Annotated in this window: 12 protein-coding genes; 6 read left to right on the top strand and 6 right to left on the bottom strand. The window is 70.6% G+C overall.

The genetic code is table 11. The annotated features are described in order from the left end of the window. The first annotated feature begins 14 nt into the window (after positions 1 to 14). Positions 15 to 1547 carry a cation:proton antiporter gene (locus CRO12_RS12420; protein WP_097064407.1) on the top strand — a complete coding sequence of 511 codons (1533 nt, stop codon included), beginning with the start codon at positions 15 to 17 and terminating at the stop codon, positions 1545 to 1547. 9 nt (positions 1548 to 1556) lie between these two features. Here the strand turns inward: CRO12_RS12420 and CRO12_RS12415 are convergent, their stop codons facing one another. Genes CRO12_RS12415 through CRO12_RS12405 form a run of 3 tightly spaced genes read right to left on the bottom strand, consistent with a single transcriptional unit; the run spans position 1557 to position 4792 of the window. After that, on the bottom strand, positions 1557 to 2597 hold the full coding sequence (locus CRO12_RS12415; RefSeq protein WP_245858490.1) for a cupin-like domain-containing protein: 1041 nt from the start codon (positions 2595 to 2597) through the stop codon (positions 1557 to 1559). Then, positions 2570 to 3160, bottom strand: coding sequence for a carbohydrate binding domain-containing protein (locus CRO12_RS12410; protein ID WP_097064406.1), 591 nt, complete (start codon positions 3158 to 3160; stop codon positions 2570 to 2572). The genes CRO12_RS12415 and CRO12_RS12410 overlap by 28 nt, the downstream gene beginning before the upstream one ends. A 60-nt stretch (positions 3161 to 3220) precedes the next feature. Further along, complete coding sequence (locus tag CRO12_RS12405) at positions 3221 to 4792, bottom strand: aldehyde dehydrogenase (NADP(+)) (protein WP_097064405.1); 1572 nt, start codon at positions 4790 to 4792, stop codon at positions 3221 to 3223. Between the two features lie 108 nt (positions 4793 to 4900). Here CRO12_RS12405 and CRO12_RS12400 point away from each other — a divergent pair, with 108 nt between their 5' ends. From CRO12_RS12400 to CRO12_RS12380, 5 genes are read left to right on the top strand one after another with little or no spacing between them, the layout of a single operon-like run. Next, on the top strand, positions 4901 to 6955 hold the full coding sequence (locus CRO12_RS12400; RefSeq protein WP_097064404.1) for a GDSL-type esterase/lipase family protein: 2055 nt from the start codon (positions 4901 to 4903) through the stop codon (positions 6953 to 6955). Then, positions 6939 to 8090: a fumarylacetoacetate hydrolase family protein gene (locus CRO12_RS12395; RefSeq protein WP_097064403.1), complete on the top strand. Its 1152-nt coding sequence runs from the start codon at positions 6939 to 6941 to the stop codon at positions 8088 to 8090. The genes CRO12_RS12400 and CRO12_RS12395 overlap by 17 nt, the downstream gene beginning before the upstream one ends. Before the next feature lie 15 nt (positions 8091 to 8105). Beyond that, on the top strand, positions 8106 to 8888 hold the full coding sequence (gene xylB, locus CRO12_RS12390; RefSeq protein WP_097064402.1) for a D-xylose 1-dehydrogenase: 783 nt from the start codon (positions 8106 to 8108) through the stop codon (positions 8886 to 8888). Next, positions 8888 to 9778, top strand: coding sequence for an SMP-30/gluconolactonase/LRE family protein (locus CRO12_RS12385; RefSeq protein WP_097064401.1), 891 nt, complete (start codon positions 8888 to 8890; stop codon positions 9776 to 9778). The genes xylB and CRO12_RS12385 overlap by 1 nt, the downstream gene beginning before the upstream one ends. Continuing rightward, positions 9775 to 11175, top strand: a complete 1401-nt coding sequence (locus CRO12_RS12380) for a sugar porter family MFS transporter (protein WP_097064400.1) — start codon at positions 9775 to 9777, stop codon at positions 11173 to 11175. Before CRO12_RS12385 ends, CRO12_RS12380 begins: the two co-directional genes overlap by 4 nt. A 78-nt stretch (positions 11176 to 11253) precedes the next feature. On the opposite strand, the gene CRO12_RS12375 is transcribed toward CRO12_RS12380, so the two are convergent. From CRO12_RS12375 to CRO12_RS12365, 3 genes are all read right to left on the bottom strand, one after another. Next, positions 11254 to 13038: an IlvD/Edd family dehydratase gene (locus tag CRO12_RS12375; protein WP_097064399.1), complete on the bottom strand. Its 1785-nt coding sequence runs from the start codon at positions 13036 to 13038 to the stop codon at positions 11254 to 11256. Positions 13039 to 13086: 48 nt separating this feature from the next. Then, positions 13087 to 14076: a LacI family DNA-binding transcriptional regulator gene (locus CRO12_RS12370; RefSeq protein ID WP_245858572.1), complete on the bottom strand. Its 990-nt coding sequence runs from the start codon at positions 14074 to 14076 to the stop codon at positions 13087 to 13089. A gap of 134 nt (positions 14077 to 14210) precedes the next feature. Then, positions 14211 to 16352 (bottom strand): alpha-glucuronidase family glycosyl hydrolase, encoded by a 2142-nt coding sequence (locus CRO12_RS12365; RefSeq protein ID WP_097064397.1) that lies wholly within the window; start codon positions 16350 to 16352, stop codon positions 14211 to 14213. Positions 16353 to 16389 lie beyond the last annotated feature (37 nt).

Raw genomic sequence — 16389 nt, 5'->3', positions numbered from 1 at the left:
GAGCACCAGCGCACATGACCTTCTTCGAGAGCCTGCTCGTCCTGCTGCTGGTCGCGATCGCGCTGCTGCAGGTCGCGCGGCGGCTGGGCCTGCCCTACCCGTCGCTGCTCGCGCTCGCCGGTGCAACCGTGGCGCTGGTGCCGGGCGCGCCCGCGATCGGGCTCGATCCGGCGACGGCCCTCGCGCTTTTCATCGCCCCCGTCCTGCTCGACGCCGCCTTCGACTTCCCGCTGGCGACCGCCGGACGGCTGTGGCGGCCGCTCGCGGTGCTCGCCGTCGTCGCCGTGCTGGCGACCACCGCGGTCGTGGCAGTGCTCGGCTGGGCGCTGGTCGGGCTGCCGATCGCAGCGGCGATCGCGCTCGGCGCCATCGTCGCGCCGCCCGATGCGGCGGCGGCGACCGCCATCACCGGCACCGTCCCCCTTCCGAACCGGACCGTGTCGGTGCTGAAGGGCGAGAGCCTGCTGAACGACGCCACCGCACTGCTGCTCTTCTCAGGCGCGTTGATGGTACAGACCGCCGACGGCTCGGCCGGGTCGGTCGCGCTGCGGCTGGCGGCGGCGGTACCGGGCGGGATCCTGCTCGGCCTCGCGCTCGCCTGGCTCATGCGGCGGATCAATCCGCTGGTGGCCGGCACGCTCGGCGGCAACATCCTTCAGTTCGTGGCGGCGTTCGTCGTCTGGCTGGCGGCCGAGCACCTCCATCTCTCGGCCGTGCTCGCGGTTGTCGCCTTCGCCGTGTCGCTGGCGGCCGATCGGCAGATCACGTCCGCCCCGCGGGCGCGGGTCCAGTCCTTTGCCGTCTGGGCGGCGGTGGTTTTCCTGCTCAACGTCGTCGCCTTCCTGATCATGGGCATGCAGGCGCGCGCGATCTTGGAGCGACTATCGGCGGCGGAGATCGGCCCCGCGCTCGGCTTTGCCGGGATCGTCGTCGTCGCGGTGGTCCTGACCCGCTTCGGCGTGGTTTTGGCGTGGAACTGGGCGGCGCGGCGCTGGTCGCAGGTGCGCGGCGCACTCGAGCCGCCGACACCGGCACAGGGCGTGCTGGTCGGCTGGTGTGGGATGCGCGGGCTGGTGTCGCTCGCAATCGCCTTTGCGCTGCCGCCGGAGTTCCCGCAGCGCGACCTGGTGACGCTCACCGCCTTTGCCGTCGTGATCGCGACGCTCGTCGTTCAGGGACTGACGCTCGCGCCGCTGATCCGCCGCCTCGGGCTCGACCGGATGGAGGATCCGCGCGCCGAACTGGCGACGGCGCGGCAGCACCTCGCGCGTGCGGCACTCGCGGCGCTGGAAACGATGCCGGCGGGCGATCGGCTGCGCGCCAGCTACGAGGCGAAGCTCGCGGTCGACGATCCGGCGAGCGCCGCCTGGCTGGAGGAACAGCGCCGCGCCGGGCTCGCGGCGATCGACGCGCAGCGCGCCGCACTCGACCGGCTGCGCGCCGACGACCGTATCGGGACGGACAGCTTCTACCTGCTGCAGGAGGAACTCGACTGGCGCACGCTGACTCTTCTGCCGGACGAGGAGCGCCGCATCGAGGAGGCGTGAGGATCCCGCTCAGCCACCCGGACCGGCGAGCGCGCGCAGCAGGAACTGCCGGATGCGCTCGGTCCGCGACGGCGCGGCGGCACCCAGCACGCCGCGCACGGCAGGCGGCAGATAATCTGCGGCGCGCGCCGCCTCGTCGTTGAAGACATAATGGTCGAACCACGCCCGCCACACCGCGCGCTCGCGGGCCGGCAGGTCGCGGACCGCCATCAGCGCATGAACCATCGCAACGAAGGGAGAAGTGCCGCCCGGCCGCTCCGACCAGTAGTTGACCAGCACGTTGAGGGGCCCTTGCGCCTGGATGTTGTGCCACCAGAGCGCCGGCATGTAGATCGCGTCGCCGGGGCCGAGCTCCGCGACCATCGCGTGCCGCAGCGCCTCGGCATAGCGGGGATAGCGCTTGAGGTCGGGCGCGTCGGGATCGACCAGGCTGGCCGGCTGCCCCGCCATGGTCCGGTCGAGCGGGCCGATGTAGAGGTTGGGGAGCTGGTCGGGCGGGAACAGCAGAAAGCGCCGCTTACCCGCGACGACGCAGGCGAGGTTCGCCGACCCGTCGTAATGGGTCGCGACCCGGGTCGCGTTGCCGATCCACACGCGCGCGACCGCGTCGGGCAGCGGCAGGTCGAGCGGGTTCGCCTCCGCCCAGCCGGGCAGGTGCTCGCCGGTCGGCGCCGACCCCGCGTAGAGCGCCGGCGCCTCGGGTGTGTCCGCCAGCCGCAGCAACTCGCCGAGCAGCGCCCGGATCGGCACCTGCTCGCGGGTGAAGTTGAAGCCGGCCCAGTCGTCGCGGTAGAAGAACCGGCCATTGATCGCGGCCGGCCCGACCATGACCTGGACCGGCGCACCGCGGTCGAACTGCGCGATGTAGCGGGCGACTGCTTCCCCGCCCTGCCCCGCCGCCGCCACGGCCGGCCAGTCGGCCTTCTGTCCGCGCAGGACCACCGGCTGGTCGGCGGCGACGATCGCCGCGAACGCGTCGGCATCGGCGCGCCCGCGCTCGGGCAGCGGGCGCAACCCGTTCATCAGGTCGTGCCCGGCGCCTTGCCGCACGGCAACCCGGTCTTGGCATTGGCACCTGCGCCGGCCGGGAGCTTGGTCGCCATCCAAGGACCGAAGGCGACCGCATGCCGGTCGCCCGCGAGCTGCACCGACACTTCGGTCTCCGCGGCGGTCAGCGCGGTGCGCGCGACCCCAGTCAGGCAGTGGAAGGCCCACTCGCGGCCGATCTCCAGCGCGCCCTCCACGGTGGCGTCATAGGGCGCCGCCGCGCGCTGGACCCGCACGGTGACGCCCGCCGTTTCCTTGCCGGGATCGGGCTTGTCGGCGCGCGCGTAGAAGCCGAAGGTGACGGTATCGCCCGCCGCGACCCCGTCCTTCACCTTCATGCGCGCCTGCACGTCCCACGGGTTTGCGCCCTTCGCCGCAATCGTGACCAGCAGTGCCTGCCCGCCGGGCAGCCCGTCGGCCTTGACCTGCTTGACCTTGGGATTGCCGTCGAAGTTCCAGCCGGCCGACGCCGGATCGCTGATGATCGTTTCCTTGATCCGCGCTTGCTGGGCCGCGCCGGCAGTTGCCAGCGCGGCCAGGGCAAGCCCGCACACCAGATACCGCATGGTCCTCTCCCTCTCTGTTATCGCTATCAGATTGCAGGAGAGTTCCGGCGGCGGCAAGCGTCAGCCGCGCTTGCCGTCGACCCGGACCGGCGCGGCACCCGCGCCGCCGTCGCGCAGCACTGCGGGAAGCAGCGCTTCGGGCAGACTTTGGTACGATACCGGTCGCAGGAAACGGTCGATCGCGAGGCTGCCGACGGAGGTGCTGCGCCCGTCGGATGTCGCCGGATAGGGCCCGCCATGGACCATCGCGTGGGTGACCTCGACCCCGGTCGGCCAGTCGTTCGCGATCACGCGCCCCGCGACCCGCTCCAGCACGGGCACGAGCCTGGCGGCGTCGGCATAATCGCCCTCGTCGATCTGGAGCGTCGCGGTCAGTTGCCCCTCCAGCTTGGCCAGCACCTGCGCGAGCTCGTCCGCGTCAGCGCAGCGCACCACCAGCGAGGTCGAGCCGAACACCTCATGCGCGTGGGCCGGATCGGCCAGGAAGTCCGCGCCGGTAATGGAGAAGATCGCGGCGCGGCCGTGGGTCGGGCCGTCCGCCGGCTGTCCCTCGCCGACGGTCGTGACCTCTGCCGAGCCGGCGAGGCGCGCGCGCCCCTCCTCATAAGCACGGTGGATGCCCGCGGTCAGCATCACCTGCGCCGGCAGCCCGGAGAGCGCGGCGCCCGCCTCGCTCAGGAACGCGTCGAGGTCGGGGCCATCGATTCCGAGCACCAGCCCCGGATTGGTGCAGAACTGCCCCGCTCCCAGCGTCAGCGAGCCGACATAGCCCTTGGCGATCGCACTGCCCCGCGCGGAAAGCGCGGCGGGCATCAGGATGACCGGATTAATGCTCGACATCTCGGCATAGACCGGGATCGGCACCGGCCGCTCGGCCGCGATCTTCATCAGCGCCGTGCCACCCCCACGCGAGCCCGTGAAGCCGACCGCCGTGATGCGCGGATCGCGCACCAGCGCGCCACCCAGCTCGTTGGAGGTGCCGTTCAGCAGCGAGAAGACCCCGGCCGGCATCCCCGTCCGCTCGACGGCGCGCAGCACCGCGCTCGCGACCAGCTCCGACGTTCCCGGGTGCGCCGGATGCCCCTTCACGACCACGGTGCAGCCCGCCGCCAGCGCCGACGCGGTGTCGCCCCCGGCCGCCGAGAAGGCGAGCGGGAAGTTGGACGCACCGAACACGGCCACGGGGCCGAGCGGCACCGTGCGCAGGCGCAGGTCGGGCTTGGGAGGCGTGCGAGCCGGATCGGCGCGATCGATGCGCAGCTGCTGCCAGCCGCCGTCGCGCACCTCGCGTGCGAACAGCCGGAACTGGCCGGCGGTGCGACCCCGCTCGCCGTTCAGCCGCGCCGCCGGCAGCCCCGACTCGCGGCTCGCCCGCTCGGTCAGCGCATCGCCCAGCGCCTCGATCTCGTCGGCAACCGCCTCCAGGAAGGTTGCGCGCTGCTCGAGCGGAAGCTGGCTGTAGATCGGGAACGCCGCCTCGGCCGCCGCGCAGGCGGCCGCGACATCCTCAACCGTCGCGACGCTGAACGAAACGTCCTCGATCAGCGCGCCGGTCGCGGGGTCCGCCGCCTGGAATTGCTCGCCACGCGCAAGGCGCTCGGCGCCGATGAAGAGCTCGCCGGTCAGGGTCATGATGCTTTGTCTCCGGTAGGGTGCGCGGTAGATAGGGATGGCTGATGCCGCTTGCACTCACTTACGCCTTCAGCATAGTGTGAGCGCTAACACGCGAAGGGGTGTACTATGGGGAGGCTGGCACGGGCAAGCGCGCTGATCGCAGCGATGCTGCTCGCGTGCCCGTCGTCCGCCACCACCCCAACCCGGTCCCGCTGGATCGCGAGCTGGGGCACGGCGCAGATGGTGCCGACGCCCGAGAACGCGCTGCCGGCCAACCGGACCCGCGACGTGACGATCCGTCAAAAGGTGCGCCTTTCGGCAGGCGGCACGCGCGTGCGGGTCCGCTTCTCCAACGTGTTCGGCACCGAGCCGCTCGTGATCGGCGCCGCCCACCTCGCCCGGCCCGCCGCCGGGGCCAGCCTGCGTCCGGACAGCGGCCAGCCGCTCCGCTTCGCCGGCGAGGCGGGCGTGACGATCGCCGCCGGGGCGGAGGCGTATGCCGATCCGGTCGCGATGGCGGTGGAGCCGGGGGCCGACCTGTCGATCAGCCTGTATGTCGCAGGCGCGACCGCGGGCCAGACGGGTCATCAGGGCGCGCGCGCGACCAGCTACCTCGCCGCGGGCAACCACGTGGCGGACGCGACCCTCATCGGCGCCGAACCGACCACGCGCTGGTACCACATCGCCGACGTCGAGGTCGAAGGAACTCAGGGAACCGCCACGATCGTCGCCATCGGCGACTCGATTACCGACGGCTACGGCGTCCAGCCCGACACGCACCAGCGCTGGACCGATCGCTTCGCCGAGCGTCTGCGCGCCGATCCGGCGACCCGCGCGATCGGGCTGGTGAACGCCGGGATCGGCGGCAACCGCGTGCTGCTCGACGGGCTCGGGCCGAACCTCCAGGCGCGCTTCGACCGCGACGTGATCGCTAGGAGCGGTATCCGGTGGGCGATCCTGCTGGAGGGCATCAACGACCTCGGCGTGCTGACCAAGGATCGCCCGGCCAGCGCGGCCGAGCACGCCGCCATCGTCCGCCGGATCACGCAAGGCTATGCGCAGGTCGTCGCCCGCGCGCACGCCCACGGGATCCAGGTGATCGCCGGCACGATCATGCCGTTCGTCGCCAACGAATATTATCATCCCGGCGCGGCGACGGAGGCTGATCGCCAGGCGGTCAACAGCTTCATCCGGACGAGCGGCCTGTTCGACGCGGTAATCGACTTCGACCAGCTGCTCCGCGATCCGGCCCGCCCCGACCGCCTCGCCGCCGCCTTCGACTCCGGCGACGGCCTGCACCCCTCCATGGCGGGGTACAAGGCGATGGGTGACGCCATCCCGCTCGCGCTGTTCGCCGACGCGGCGGAGGCGCCCGCGACTAAACTTTCCCTCACCTTTGACGACGTGCCCGATCACGGACCGCTGCCCGCGGGTGTCACGATGAGCGATACGGTCGGGTCAATCGCCGCGTCGCTGAAGGCCGCCGGCGTGCCGGAAGCGTACGGCTTCCTCAACGCCGGCCGCGGCGTCGGCGCGGACGGCGCGCGCGCCGCCCGGCTGTGGCGCCAGGCCGGCTACCCGCTCGCCAACCATGGTTTCCGCCATCGCGACCTCGCCGAGATGGACGCTGCAACGTTCGAGCAGGAGCTGCTTGCGAACGAACCGGCGCTCAAGGCATCGGGCACCCGCGACTGGCGCTGGTTCCGCTATCCCTTCCTGTCGGAGGGTCGCTCCCCCGCTGCTCTGGACGCGGCACGCGCGGTGCTGCGGCGTCATGGCTATCGGATTGCGGCGGTAACGATGGACTTCGGCGACTATGGCTGGAACGGCGCCTATGCGCGCTGCCTTGCCCTGGGCGACGCGGCGGCCATCACCGCGCTGGAGGACAGCTACCTTGCCGCAGCACACATCGCCGCAATCCGCGCCCGGGCGAGCAGCGCACCGGCGCAGCCGCTGGTCCTGCTGATGCATGTCGGTGCGTTCGACGCGCGGATGCTGCCGCGGCTGCTGGCGCTCTACAGGCAGCTGAACTTCACGATCGTGCCGCTGGCGGAGGCGCAGGCGCACCCCGCTTACGCCGCCAGCAACGACCTGTCGCTGCCGGGGCCATCGACGTCGCGCGACGAGCCCGCATCGCTCGCGCTGCTACGCGCGCCGCTGCCCGATGCCGTTTGTGCCTGAGGAGGACCGCTTGACCGATACGCTCGACACCGCGCTGCCCGACGACTGGAAGGAGGCGACGCTGCTCGGCCGGCTCGATCTGGGCGACGGGCCGACGCCGATCCTGGTCGCCGGCGGGATCGTCCACGACATGACCCCCGCTGCGCCGACCGTCGCCGAACTGGTGGCGACCGGCGCGACCGATCCGGCCCGCGGCCGCGCGCTCGGGCCGCTGCTAGACGTGGTCGCGGACGCTGCGCTGCTCAGCCCGGTCGACCTGCAGTGTATCAAGGCCGCGGGCGTCACCTTCGCCGTGTCCGCGCTCGAGCGCGTGATCGAGGAGCGCGCCCGTGGCGATGCCGCCGCCGCCGCCGACGTCCGCACTCGGCTAGAGGCGCAGATGGGTGGCTCGCTGCGCGCCGTGGTGCCCGGATCGAGCGAGGCCGCTCGACTGAAGCAGGCACTGATCGACGACAATCTCTGGTCGCAGTATCTGGAGGTCGCGATCGGCCCGGACGCGGAAATCTTCACCAAGGGGCCGCCGCTTTCGTCGGTCGGCTTCGGCGCGGAGATCGGCGTCCGATCCGACTCGACCTGGAACAATCCGGAGCCGGAGGTCGTGCTGCTGGTGACCCCGGACGGCGTGCCCGTCGGCGCGGCGCTCGGCAACGACGTCAACCTCCGCGACTTCGAGGGCCGCTCGGCGCTGCTGCTCGGCAAGGCCAAGGACAACAACGCCTCGACCGCGCTCGGGCCCTTCGTGCGGCTGTTCGACGATCGCTACACGATGGACGACGTCCGCGACGCACAGATCACGCTCCGGATCGAGGGCGAGGACGGCTATGTCCTGAACGGCGCCAGCTCGATGCGCGAGATCAGCCGCGACCCGACCGACCTCGTCCGCCAGGCGCTTAGCCAGCACCAGTACCCTGACGGCTTCGTTCTGTACCTCGGCACGCTGTTCGCGCCGGTCCAGGACCGCGACGAGCCTGGCCGCGGCTTCACCCACAAGGTCGGTGACCGCGTCATCATCAGCAATCCGCGGCTCGGCCGCCTCGTCAACCGCGTCGTGACCTGCGACAAGGCCGCGCCCTGGACGTTCGGCACCACCGCGCTCATCCGCAACCTGGCCGCACGCGGCCTGCTCACCGCCTGATCTGGAGTTTTCTCGTTGCTCGATACCACCGCACAGCTCGCCCGGACGACCTATCCCAGCCTGAAGGGTAAGCGTGTGATCGTCACCGGTGGCGGATCGGGCATTGGCGAGGCGCTGGTCGAGGCCTTTGTGGCGCAGGGTGCGCAGGTCATGTTCGTCGACGTGAACGTCGCCGCGTCCGAGGCGCTGGTCGCCCGCCTGTCGGCGACGGCGGCGGTCGCGCCGCGCTTCCGTCCGGTCGACCTCACCGACCTGTCGGCGCTTGGCGATGGCTTCGCCGCGATGGCGGCGGAGCTGGGCGGCGTCGACATCCTGGTCAACAATGCCGCGAACGACGACCGACACTCGGTCGAGGAGGTCACCCCCGCCTACTGGGACGAGCGGATGGCGGTGAACCTGCGCCACCAGTTCTTCGCCGCGCAGGCGGTGGTTCCCGCGATGAAGCAGGCGGGCGGCGGCGTGATCCTGAACTTCGGCTCGATCAGCTGGCATCTCGGGCTCAGGGACCTGGTCCTGTACCAGACCGCCAAGGCGGCAATCGAGGGGCTGACCCGCAGCCTTGCCCGCGACCTTGGCCGCGACAACATCCGGGTCAACACGATCGTACCCGGCAACGTCCAGACGCCCCGGCAGGAGAAGTGGTACACGCCGGAGGGCGAGGCGGAGATCGTTGCCGCGCAGTGCCTGGACGGACGCATCCAGCCCGCCGACGTGGCCGGGCTGGTGCTGTTCCTCGCCTCGGACGACGCGCGGATGTGCACCGGGCACGACTATTTCGTGGACGCAGGCTGGCGTTGATGGTGCCGGAGCGGGTGCTCTCTGTCGGCGCGACTCTCGGCGAAGGTCCGGTCTGGGTCGCGCGCGATGCTGCCTTGTGGTTCGTCGACATCAAGCAGAACCGCGTCCACCGCTTCGATCCCGCGACGCGCGCGGCGCAGGCGTGGGACGCGCCCGATCAGGTCGGCTGGGTGCTTCCGACGACCGACGGCGCGATGATCGCCGGATTGAAGACCGGGCTTCACCGGTTCTTACCCGCGGATGGCAGCTTTACACCGTTTCACGACCCCGAACCGGCGCTGCCCGACAATCGCCTCAACGATGCGACCGTCGACGCGCGCGGGCGGCTGTGGTTCGGGACGATGGACGATCGTGAGACCGACACGACCGGGCGGCTCTATCGCCTCGCCGACGGACGCTGCGCCGATGCGGGGCTCGACCCCGTCGTCATCACCAACGGTCCGGCGGTCAGCGCGGACGCGAGGACGCTGTACCACACCGACACGCTCGGCCGCGTGATCTGGCGGGTGCCGGTCAACGACGACGGGTCGCTCGGGCGCGCGGAGCGGCACGTCACGATCGAGGACGACGCGGGCTACCCGGACGGCTGCGTGCTGGATGCGGACGACTGCCTCTGGACCGGGCTGTTCGGCGGCTGGGGCGTGCGGCGCTACGATCCCGCCGGACGACTGATCACGACCGTGCGGTTGCCGGTCGCCAACGTCACGAAACTGGCGTTCGGCGGTCCCGATCTGGGCACCGCGTTCGTGACCACCGCCCGCAAGGGGCTGGACGCGGCGGCGCTGGCGGGCCAGCCTCTCGCCGGAGACCTTTTCGCCTTTGATCCCGGTGTTGCCGGGGTGCCGGGCGGCATTGCAGACATATCGAACTTCGAGGGAGGGGTTGAGTGACTCAAGAGGGAAGCGGAGCCAATATCGGCTTCATCGCCGCGATCGTCGCGGTGGCGACGATCGGCGGGCTGCTGTTCGGTTATGACAGCGGCGCGGTGAACGGCACGCAGGAAGGGCTGCGCACGGCCTTTGCGCTGTCGGAGGGTGGACTCGGCTTCACCGTCGGCTCGCTGCTGATCGGCTGCTTCATCGGCGCGTTCTTCGCAGGTACGCTCGCCGACAGCATTGGTCGCCGCAACGTCATGCGGCTGGCGGCAGTATTGTTCCTGATCGCCGCCATCGTGCAGGGCATCGCCACCGAGCAGGCGATCTTCGTCATCGCCCGCATCTTCGGCGGCATGGCGGTCGGCGCGGCAAGCGTGCTTTCGCCCGCCTACATTTCTGAGGTGGCGCCGGCGAACATCCGCGGGCGGATGACCACCGTTCAGCAGATCATGATCATCACCGGGCTGACGGCGGCGTTCCTGGTCAACTACGCGCTGGCGGGCGCCGCGGGCACGTCGCTTTCGCCGTTCTGGGGCGGGCTCGAGGCGTGGCGCTGGATGTACCTGATGCAGGCGGTGCCCGCGGCGGTGTTTCTCATTGCGCTGTTCTTCATCCCGGAAAGCCCGCGCTTCCTGGTGGCCAAGGGTCGTCACGACCAGGCCGGGCTGGTGCTCGCCAAGCTGTTCGGGGAGACGGTCGCGACCGCGAAGCTCGAGGAGATCCGCAGCAGCTTCACCGCCGATCACCGCCCGCGTCTCAGCGACGTGCGCGCGCCCGGCACCTTCTTCCGCCCCGTCGTCTGGGCTGGCCTGGTGCTCGCCGTGTTCCAGCAGCTCGTCGGCATCAACGTGATCTTCTACTACGGCGCGACGCTGTGGCAGGCGGCCGGCTTCACCGAAGCGCAGGCGCTGGAGACCAATATCATCTCGGGCGCGATCTCCATTGCCGCGTGCTTCATCACCGTCGCCTACGTCGACAAGATCGGCCGCAAGCCACTGCTGCTGCTCGGTTCGGCTGGGATGACCGTCACACTGTTCACCATGGTCTACGCGTTCAGCACCGGCACGCTGTCGGGCACGCAGCTTGTCCTGCCGGGCAGCATGGGCCTGGTCGCGGTCGTCGCGGCGCTGCTCTACTCCGCTTTCTTCAACATCAGCTGGGGCCCGGTCATGTGGGTCATGCTGGGTGAGATGTTCCCGAACCAGATCCGCGGCTCGGCCCTTGCGGTGTGCGGCTTCGCGCAGTGGTTCGCGAACTACCTGATCGCGCAGAGCTTCCCGATCATGCTGGCCGGGATCGGCCTGGCGGCGAGCTACAGCTTCTACGGCGCCTGCGCGCTGATCAGCTTCTTCCTGGTCCAGCGGTTCCTGACCGAGACCAAGGGGATCGAGCTGGAGGCGATGAAGGGCTGAGTCGCCCTTCCCTCGTCCGGCACGAAGAAGGCCCGCCGTTCCGACCGGAGCGGCGGGCCTTCTGCTATGCGGCGGCAATCAGTGGTTGTGGCGCGGCGTCTGCGCGGCGACGCCGCGGTACTTGAGCGCGAACTCGAGCACACCGCCCTCGCCAAGCTGGCCGGTCTTCTCGCGGTACAGCTCTTCCCACGGCGTATGGCTTTCCGGCACTTCGGGCGCTCGCTCGCCGCGCCGCCGCGCAATCTCGTCCTCGTCGACCAGCGCGTCGCAGCGGCCCTGCTTCAGGTCGATGCGGATCGTGTCGCCGGTGCGCAGCCAGGCCAGCCCGCCGCCCGCCGCACTCTCGGGCGAGGCGTTGAGGATCGACGGGCTGTCGCTCGTCCCCGACTGCCGGCCGTCACCGAGCGTCGGCAGCGCCATGATCCCGCGCTGGATCAGGTGGTCGGGCGGCTGCATGTTGACGACCTCCGCCGATCCCGGCCAGCCGATCGGCCCGGCGCCGCGGATGACGAGGATGCAGTGCTCGTCGATGTCGAGCGCCGGATCGTTGATGCGGTGGTGATAGTCGTCCGATCCGTCGAACACGATCGCACGCGCTTCAAACACGTCCTCGGCTCCAGGCTGAGAAAGGTACTGCTGGCGGAAGGCGGGCGAGATCACGCTGGTCTTCATGATCGCGAAATCGAACAGATTGCCGGACAGCACCAGGAAGCCAGCCTGCTCCTTGAGAGGGCGATCGTAGGGCCTGATGACCTCGCGATCGGTCGCGATCCGCCCGCGCAGGTTCTCGCCCATGGTCCGACCGGTCACGGTCAGGCAGTCGGCGGCGATCTTACCCGCACCCAGCAGCTCCGCCATCACCGCCGGCACGCCGCCGGCGCGGTGGAAGCGCTCGCCGAGGAAGCGCCCGGCGGGCTGGACGTCGACCAGCAGCGGCAGGTCGTAGCCATGCTCCATCCAGTCGCTGGCCGTGATCTCCACACCGGCGTGGCGCGCCATCGCCTGGATGTGCGGCTGCGCGTTGGACGATCCGCCGATTGCGGTGACGACCCGCATGGCGTTGAGAAAGCTGTCGCGTGACAGGATGCGGGACGGGCGCAGGTCCTCATAGGCCATCTCGACGATGCGGCGCCCGGTCTCATACGCGAACTGCCCGCGCTCGCGGTAGGGCGCCGGGATCGCGGCGCAGCCGGTCAGCGACAGCCCGAGCGCCTCGGCCACCGCATTCATCGTGGATGCGGTACCCATGGTGTTACAGTGCCCGGCCGACGGCGCACTATCGGTCGCGCGCTGGAGGAACTCCTCCTCGTCGATCTCGCCCGCGGCGAGCTTGCGGCGCGAGCGCCAGATGACCGTTCCCGACCCGACCAGCTCCCCCTCGTGCCAGCCGTCGAGCATCGGCCCGCCCGACAGCACGATTGTGGGGATATCGACGGTGGACGCCGCCATGATCCCCGAAGGCGTCGTCTTGTCGCAGCCGGTGGTCAGCACCACCGCGTCGATCGGGTAGCCGTAGAGCGTCTCGACGAGCGTCATGTAGGCGAGGTTGCGGTCGAGCGCCGCGGTCGGTCGGCGGCAGTTCTCGAAGATGGGGAGGACCGGGAACTCCATCGGTATGCCGCCCGCCGCGACGATCCCCTCGCGCGTCCGCTTGACAAGCTCCAGGTGGATGCGATTGCACGGCGACAGGTCGCTGCCGGTCTGGGCGATGCCGATGATCGGCTTGCCGCCGCGCAGCTCGGCGGGGGTCAGCCCGTAGTTCATGAAGCGCTCCAGGTAGAGCGCGGTCATGTCCGACCGGGCCGGATCGGCGAACCAGTCGCGCGAACGGAACGGACGAACGGGCTGGCGTTGGTCGGACATCGGCACCTCTTCCTTGAGAGCGCTACCAGTCAGATTCAGCGAGTGGGGTCAAGCGCTTCCGGTGCCGGGCCGGCGACGTGGGGCGGCATCCGACTGGCGGCGGATCAGCGTGTAGTCGAGCAGGTGGTGGCGCTCCACCTCGCCGCCTGCCCGCCCCTGCCGGATGGCGGACACGATCAGGTCGACGGCGGTGCGCGACATGTCGGCGATCGGCTGGTGGATGGTGGTGAGCTCCGGCCAGATCGCGGTCGCTAGGGTAGTGTCGTCGAAGCCGCAGACGGTCAGGTCGCCCGGCACGTCCAGGCCGCGACGATGCGCGACCGCGACCGTGGCGGCCGCCATGTCGTCGTTGGCGGAAAAGATCGCACTGGGCGGATCGGCGACGTCGAGCAGCCGCTCCGCCGCATCGAGCCCGGAGCGATAGGTGAACAGCCCGTCGGCGATCAGCGTCGGGTCGAGTGCGATGCCGGCCTCCTCCAGCGCCGCGGCGAACCCGTCGAAGCGCTGCGCGCTTGCCGACAGGTTCGGATCGCCGCGGATGAAGCCGATGCGGCGGTGCCCCAGCGCCATGATGTGGCGGGTCATGGTCAGCGCCGCCTCGCGGTCGTCGATCCGGATCGCCAGCATGTCCGCCTCCGGCCGGCTCGCCGCCACCGACACGGTCGGCACACCGGCCTCCGCGAGCAGTTCCAGCACGGCCGCCGCCTCGCACAATGGCGGCGGCAGGATGATGCCGTCGATCCCGCTGTCGATCAGGTGCTGCGACACCGCCAGCTCATGTTCGCCGAGTTCGCACTTCTCGACCACGATCTGCACGTCGTTGCGCGCGGCCTGGTCGAGGCTGCCGAGCAGGAACTCGCTGAGGAACCCGGCCGAGGGATTGCTGTAGAGCAGCCCGATCCGGAGCTGCCCCGCCCCCGCCAGGCTGCGCGCCGCCGGGTTGGGGGCATAGTTGAGCGCGGCGATCGCGGTCTTGACCACCTCTCGCGTGGACTCGCGGACGTTCCCCTCCCCATTGATGACGCGGCTGACCGTCATCGGGGAGACGCCGGCCCGTCGCGCGACGTCGCTAATGGTGGGGAGCAGCTTCTGCCGCCGACGCTTCTGGGACACCGCTATGGGTTCCAACAGTTGCGGCGCAGCGTCAAGGCCCGGGGGATCGCCGTTGGTCGTCATTGTCCCTGCCCGGGAGCGTAGGGGAACAACTGCGCCTTGTACCAGTCGAGGTCGTGGGCCGGCTTGGCGCTGCCGGGCGGGAGCGGACGTCCGCTGACCGACTGGAAGTAGGCGACGCTGGCGTCGCGCCACCAGCGTGCCTCCGCCTCCTGCACCGCCAGTCGTTCAGCCGTACGCTGCCAGCGCTCCTCATCCACCCGGCCGCGCAGCGCCGCCCAGTCGCTCCGCAGCGACGCCGCACCGGCGACGCCCCGGTCATAGCGCCGGACCAGCGTGTCCCACAGCGTGTCGCCGCCGGCGAGCCGGTGATCCCAGGGCAGGTGGTGGAACCAGAGCAGCAGGTCCTCACCCGTGGCGGCGGGATTGGCGAAGCGGCGCGCGAGCGGCGGGGCGTACTGCGCGACCGCGTTGCTGCCGGTGCGGGTCCGGTCGAAGCCGATGCCGTTCCGGTCGGCGCGGTGATAGTAGCTCGGGTTCCACTCGGGCCGCGCGAGATCGGAAACCCACGGCCCCGGGCCGTAGTGATGACCCGTGGCCATCAAGTGGGCGAGCCCGAGCGGGGTCATGTAGTCGACCACCGCCTGCCGCGACCGCATCATCATCGCGACCACCGGCGTGACGACGGTCGGATCGCTCGACCATGTCAGCCGCGTCCACTCGGTCGCGAGCGCCTGCGGATCGGCCGTCGGGTTCCAGGCGAGCCGGCCGAATGCGTACCAGTTCGCCTGGTCGAAGATCGAGCCGGACCAGTCACGGTCGCTGCCGATGTTGGCAACGCCGGCAATCCCGCTCAGCCGGTGGCCGTCGAGCGACCCGTCGACCACCTTTGCGACGGTCGATCCCGCGCCCTTGCCACGGGTGTCGGCGGCCAGCGTCTCGGCGAAGAGCGGGCCGAGGTAGGCGAGGTGCGAGGCGAAGCCCAGGTACTCCTTGGTAATCTGGAACTCGATCATCAGCGGCGTTTTCGGCATCGCGCCGAACAACGGGTGGAACGGCTCGCGCGGCTGGAAGTCGATCGGGCCGTTCTTGACCTGGACCAGCACATTGTCGGCGAAGGTGCCGTCGAGCGGCTTGAACTCGGTAAAGGCCTGCTTGGCGCGATCGTCGGGATCGGTGTCGGCGTAGACGAAGGCGCGCCACATGACGACGCCGCCGTGCGGGGCGAGCGCGGCCGCGAGCGCGTTGGCGCCGTCGGCGTGGCTGCGCTTGTAGTCGCGCGGACCCGGCTGCCCTTCGCTGTTCGCCTTGACCAGGAAGCCGCCAAAGTCCGGGATCACGCGGTAGATCTCGTCCGCCTTCACCTTCCACCACGCACGAACCTGAGGGTCGAGCGGGTCCGCGGTCTTCAGCCCGCCAAGCTCGATGGGCGCGGAGAAGCGGGCCGACAGATAGACCCGGATACCCCATGGCCGGAGCACGTCGGCGACCGCCGCCGCCTTGGCGAGATAGGGCGCGGTGAGGCTGTCCGCCTTGGCATTGACGTTGTTGAGAACGGTGCCGTTGACCCCGATCGAGGCGTTGGCACGGGCATAGTCGGTGTAGCGCCGGTCGCCGATCGCCGGCAGCCGCCACCAGTCCCAGATCGATTGGCCCGCGTAGCCGCGCTCCACGTGCCGGTCGAGATTGTCCCAGTGGTCGAGCACGCGGAGCCTGACCCGCGGCTGGTCGCTGAGGTCGAGCCCGCCGAGCGAGCCGCCCTGCCCCGCCTGGCGAATGAGCGCGAAGGCGCCGTAGAGCACGCCGACCGGCTCGCGCGCTGCCACCACGATCGTCCGCCGGCCCTCCGCAGTGACCGCACGGACGAGGTAGCCCTCGGGCCCGAGCCCGGCGAGCGGCAGCCCTAGGCGGGCAATCTGGGGGGAGCGGGCCGTCCCGATCAGGATCGTGGCCGCGCTGCTCGCCGGGGTTGCCGCCGGATCGTGCCCGAGCGCGCGGGTCAGTTCGTCGGCCGCCGCGCGGATCGTCGGATGATCCTCATCCGCGCTGACCGCACCCGGAGAACCGATGCTTGCCCAGGCCTGGCGGTACTGCGGCGCGTCGTAGCGCAGCCACAGGTCATAGCCATCCTCCGCCCGCGCTGCTGCCGTGCCGAACAGCGCGATCAACGTCGCACCCACAACCATCAGCAACCGGTCCATACCCTCTCCCCGCCCGACGTCGGCCGCCGTGGCTTGA

This window comes from Sphingomonas guangdongensis (assembly GCF_900199185.1).
Taxonomy (GTDB): Bacteria; Pseudomonadota; Alphaproteobacteria; order Sphingomonadales; family Sphingomonadaceae; genus Sphingomonas; species Sphingomonas guangdongensis.
The sequence above is the reverse complement of the archived record's forward strand: the minus strand, read 5'-3'. Positions and strand labels throughout refer to the sequence as shown.

Bases quoted from the DNA above. Each gene is read 5' to 3' on its own strand.
- CRO12_RS12365 (WP_097064397.1), bottom strand. From the start codon at position 16,352: ATGGACCGGTTGCTGATGGTTGTGGGTGCGACGTTGATCGCGCTGTTC.
- CRO12_RS12400 (WP_097064404.1), top strand. From the start codon at position 4,901: ATGGGGAGGCTGGCACGGGCAAGCGCGCTGATCGCAGCGATGCTGCTC.
- CRO12_RS12370 (WP_245858572.1), bottom strand. From the start codon at position 14,076: ATGACGGTCAGCCGCGTCATCAATGGGGAGGGGAACGTCCGCGAGTCC.
- CRO12_RS12405 (WP_097064405.1), bottom strand. From the start codon at position 4,792: ATGACCCTGACCGGCGAGCTCTTCATCGGCGCCGAGCGCCTTGCGCGT.
- CRO12_RS12410 (WP_097064406.1), bottom strand. From the start codon at position 3,160: ATGCGGTATCTGGTGTGCGGGCTTGCCCTGGCCGCGCTGGCAACTGCC.
- CRO12_RS12375 (WP_097064399.1), bottom strand. From the start codon at position 13,038: ATGTCCGACCAACGCCAGCCCGTTCGTCCGTTCCGTTCGCGCGACTGG.
- CRO12_RS12395 (WP_097064403.1), top strand. From the start codon at position 6,939: ATGCCGTTTGTGCCTGAGGAGGACCGCTTGACCGATACGCTCGACACC.
- CRO12_RS12420 (WP_097064407.1), top strand. From the start codon at position 15: ATGACCTTCTTCGAGAGCCTGCTCGTCCTGCTGCTGGTCGCGATCGCG.
- CRO12_RS12385 (WP_097064401.1), top strand. From the start codon at position 8,888: ATGGTGCCGGAGCGGGTGCTCTCTGTCGGCGCGACTCTCGGCGAAGGT.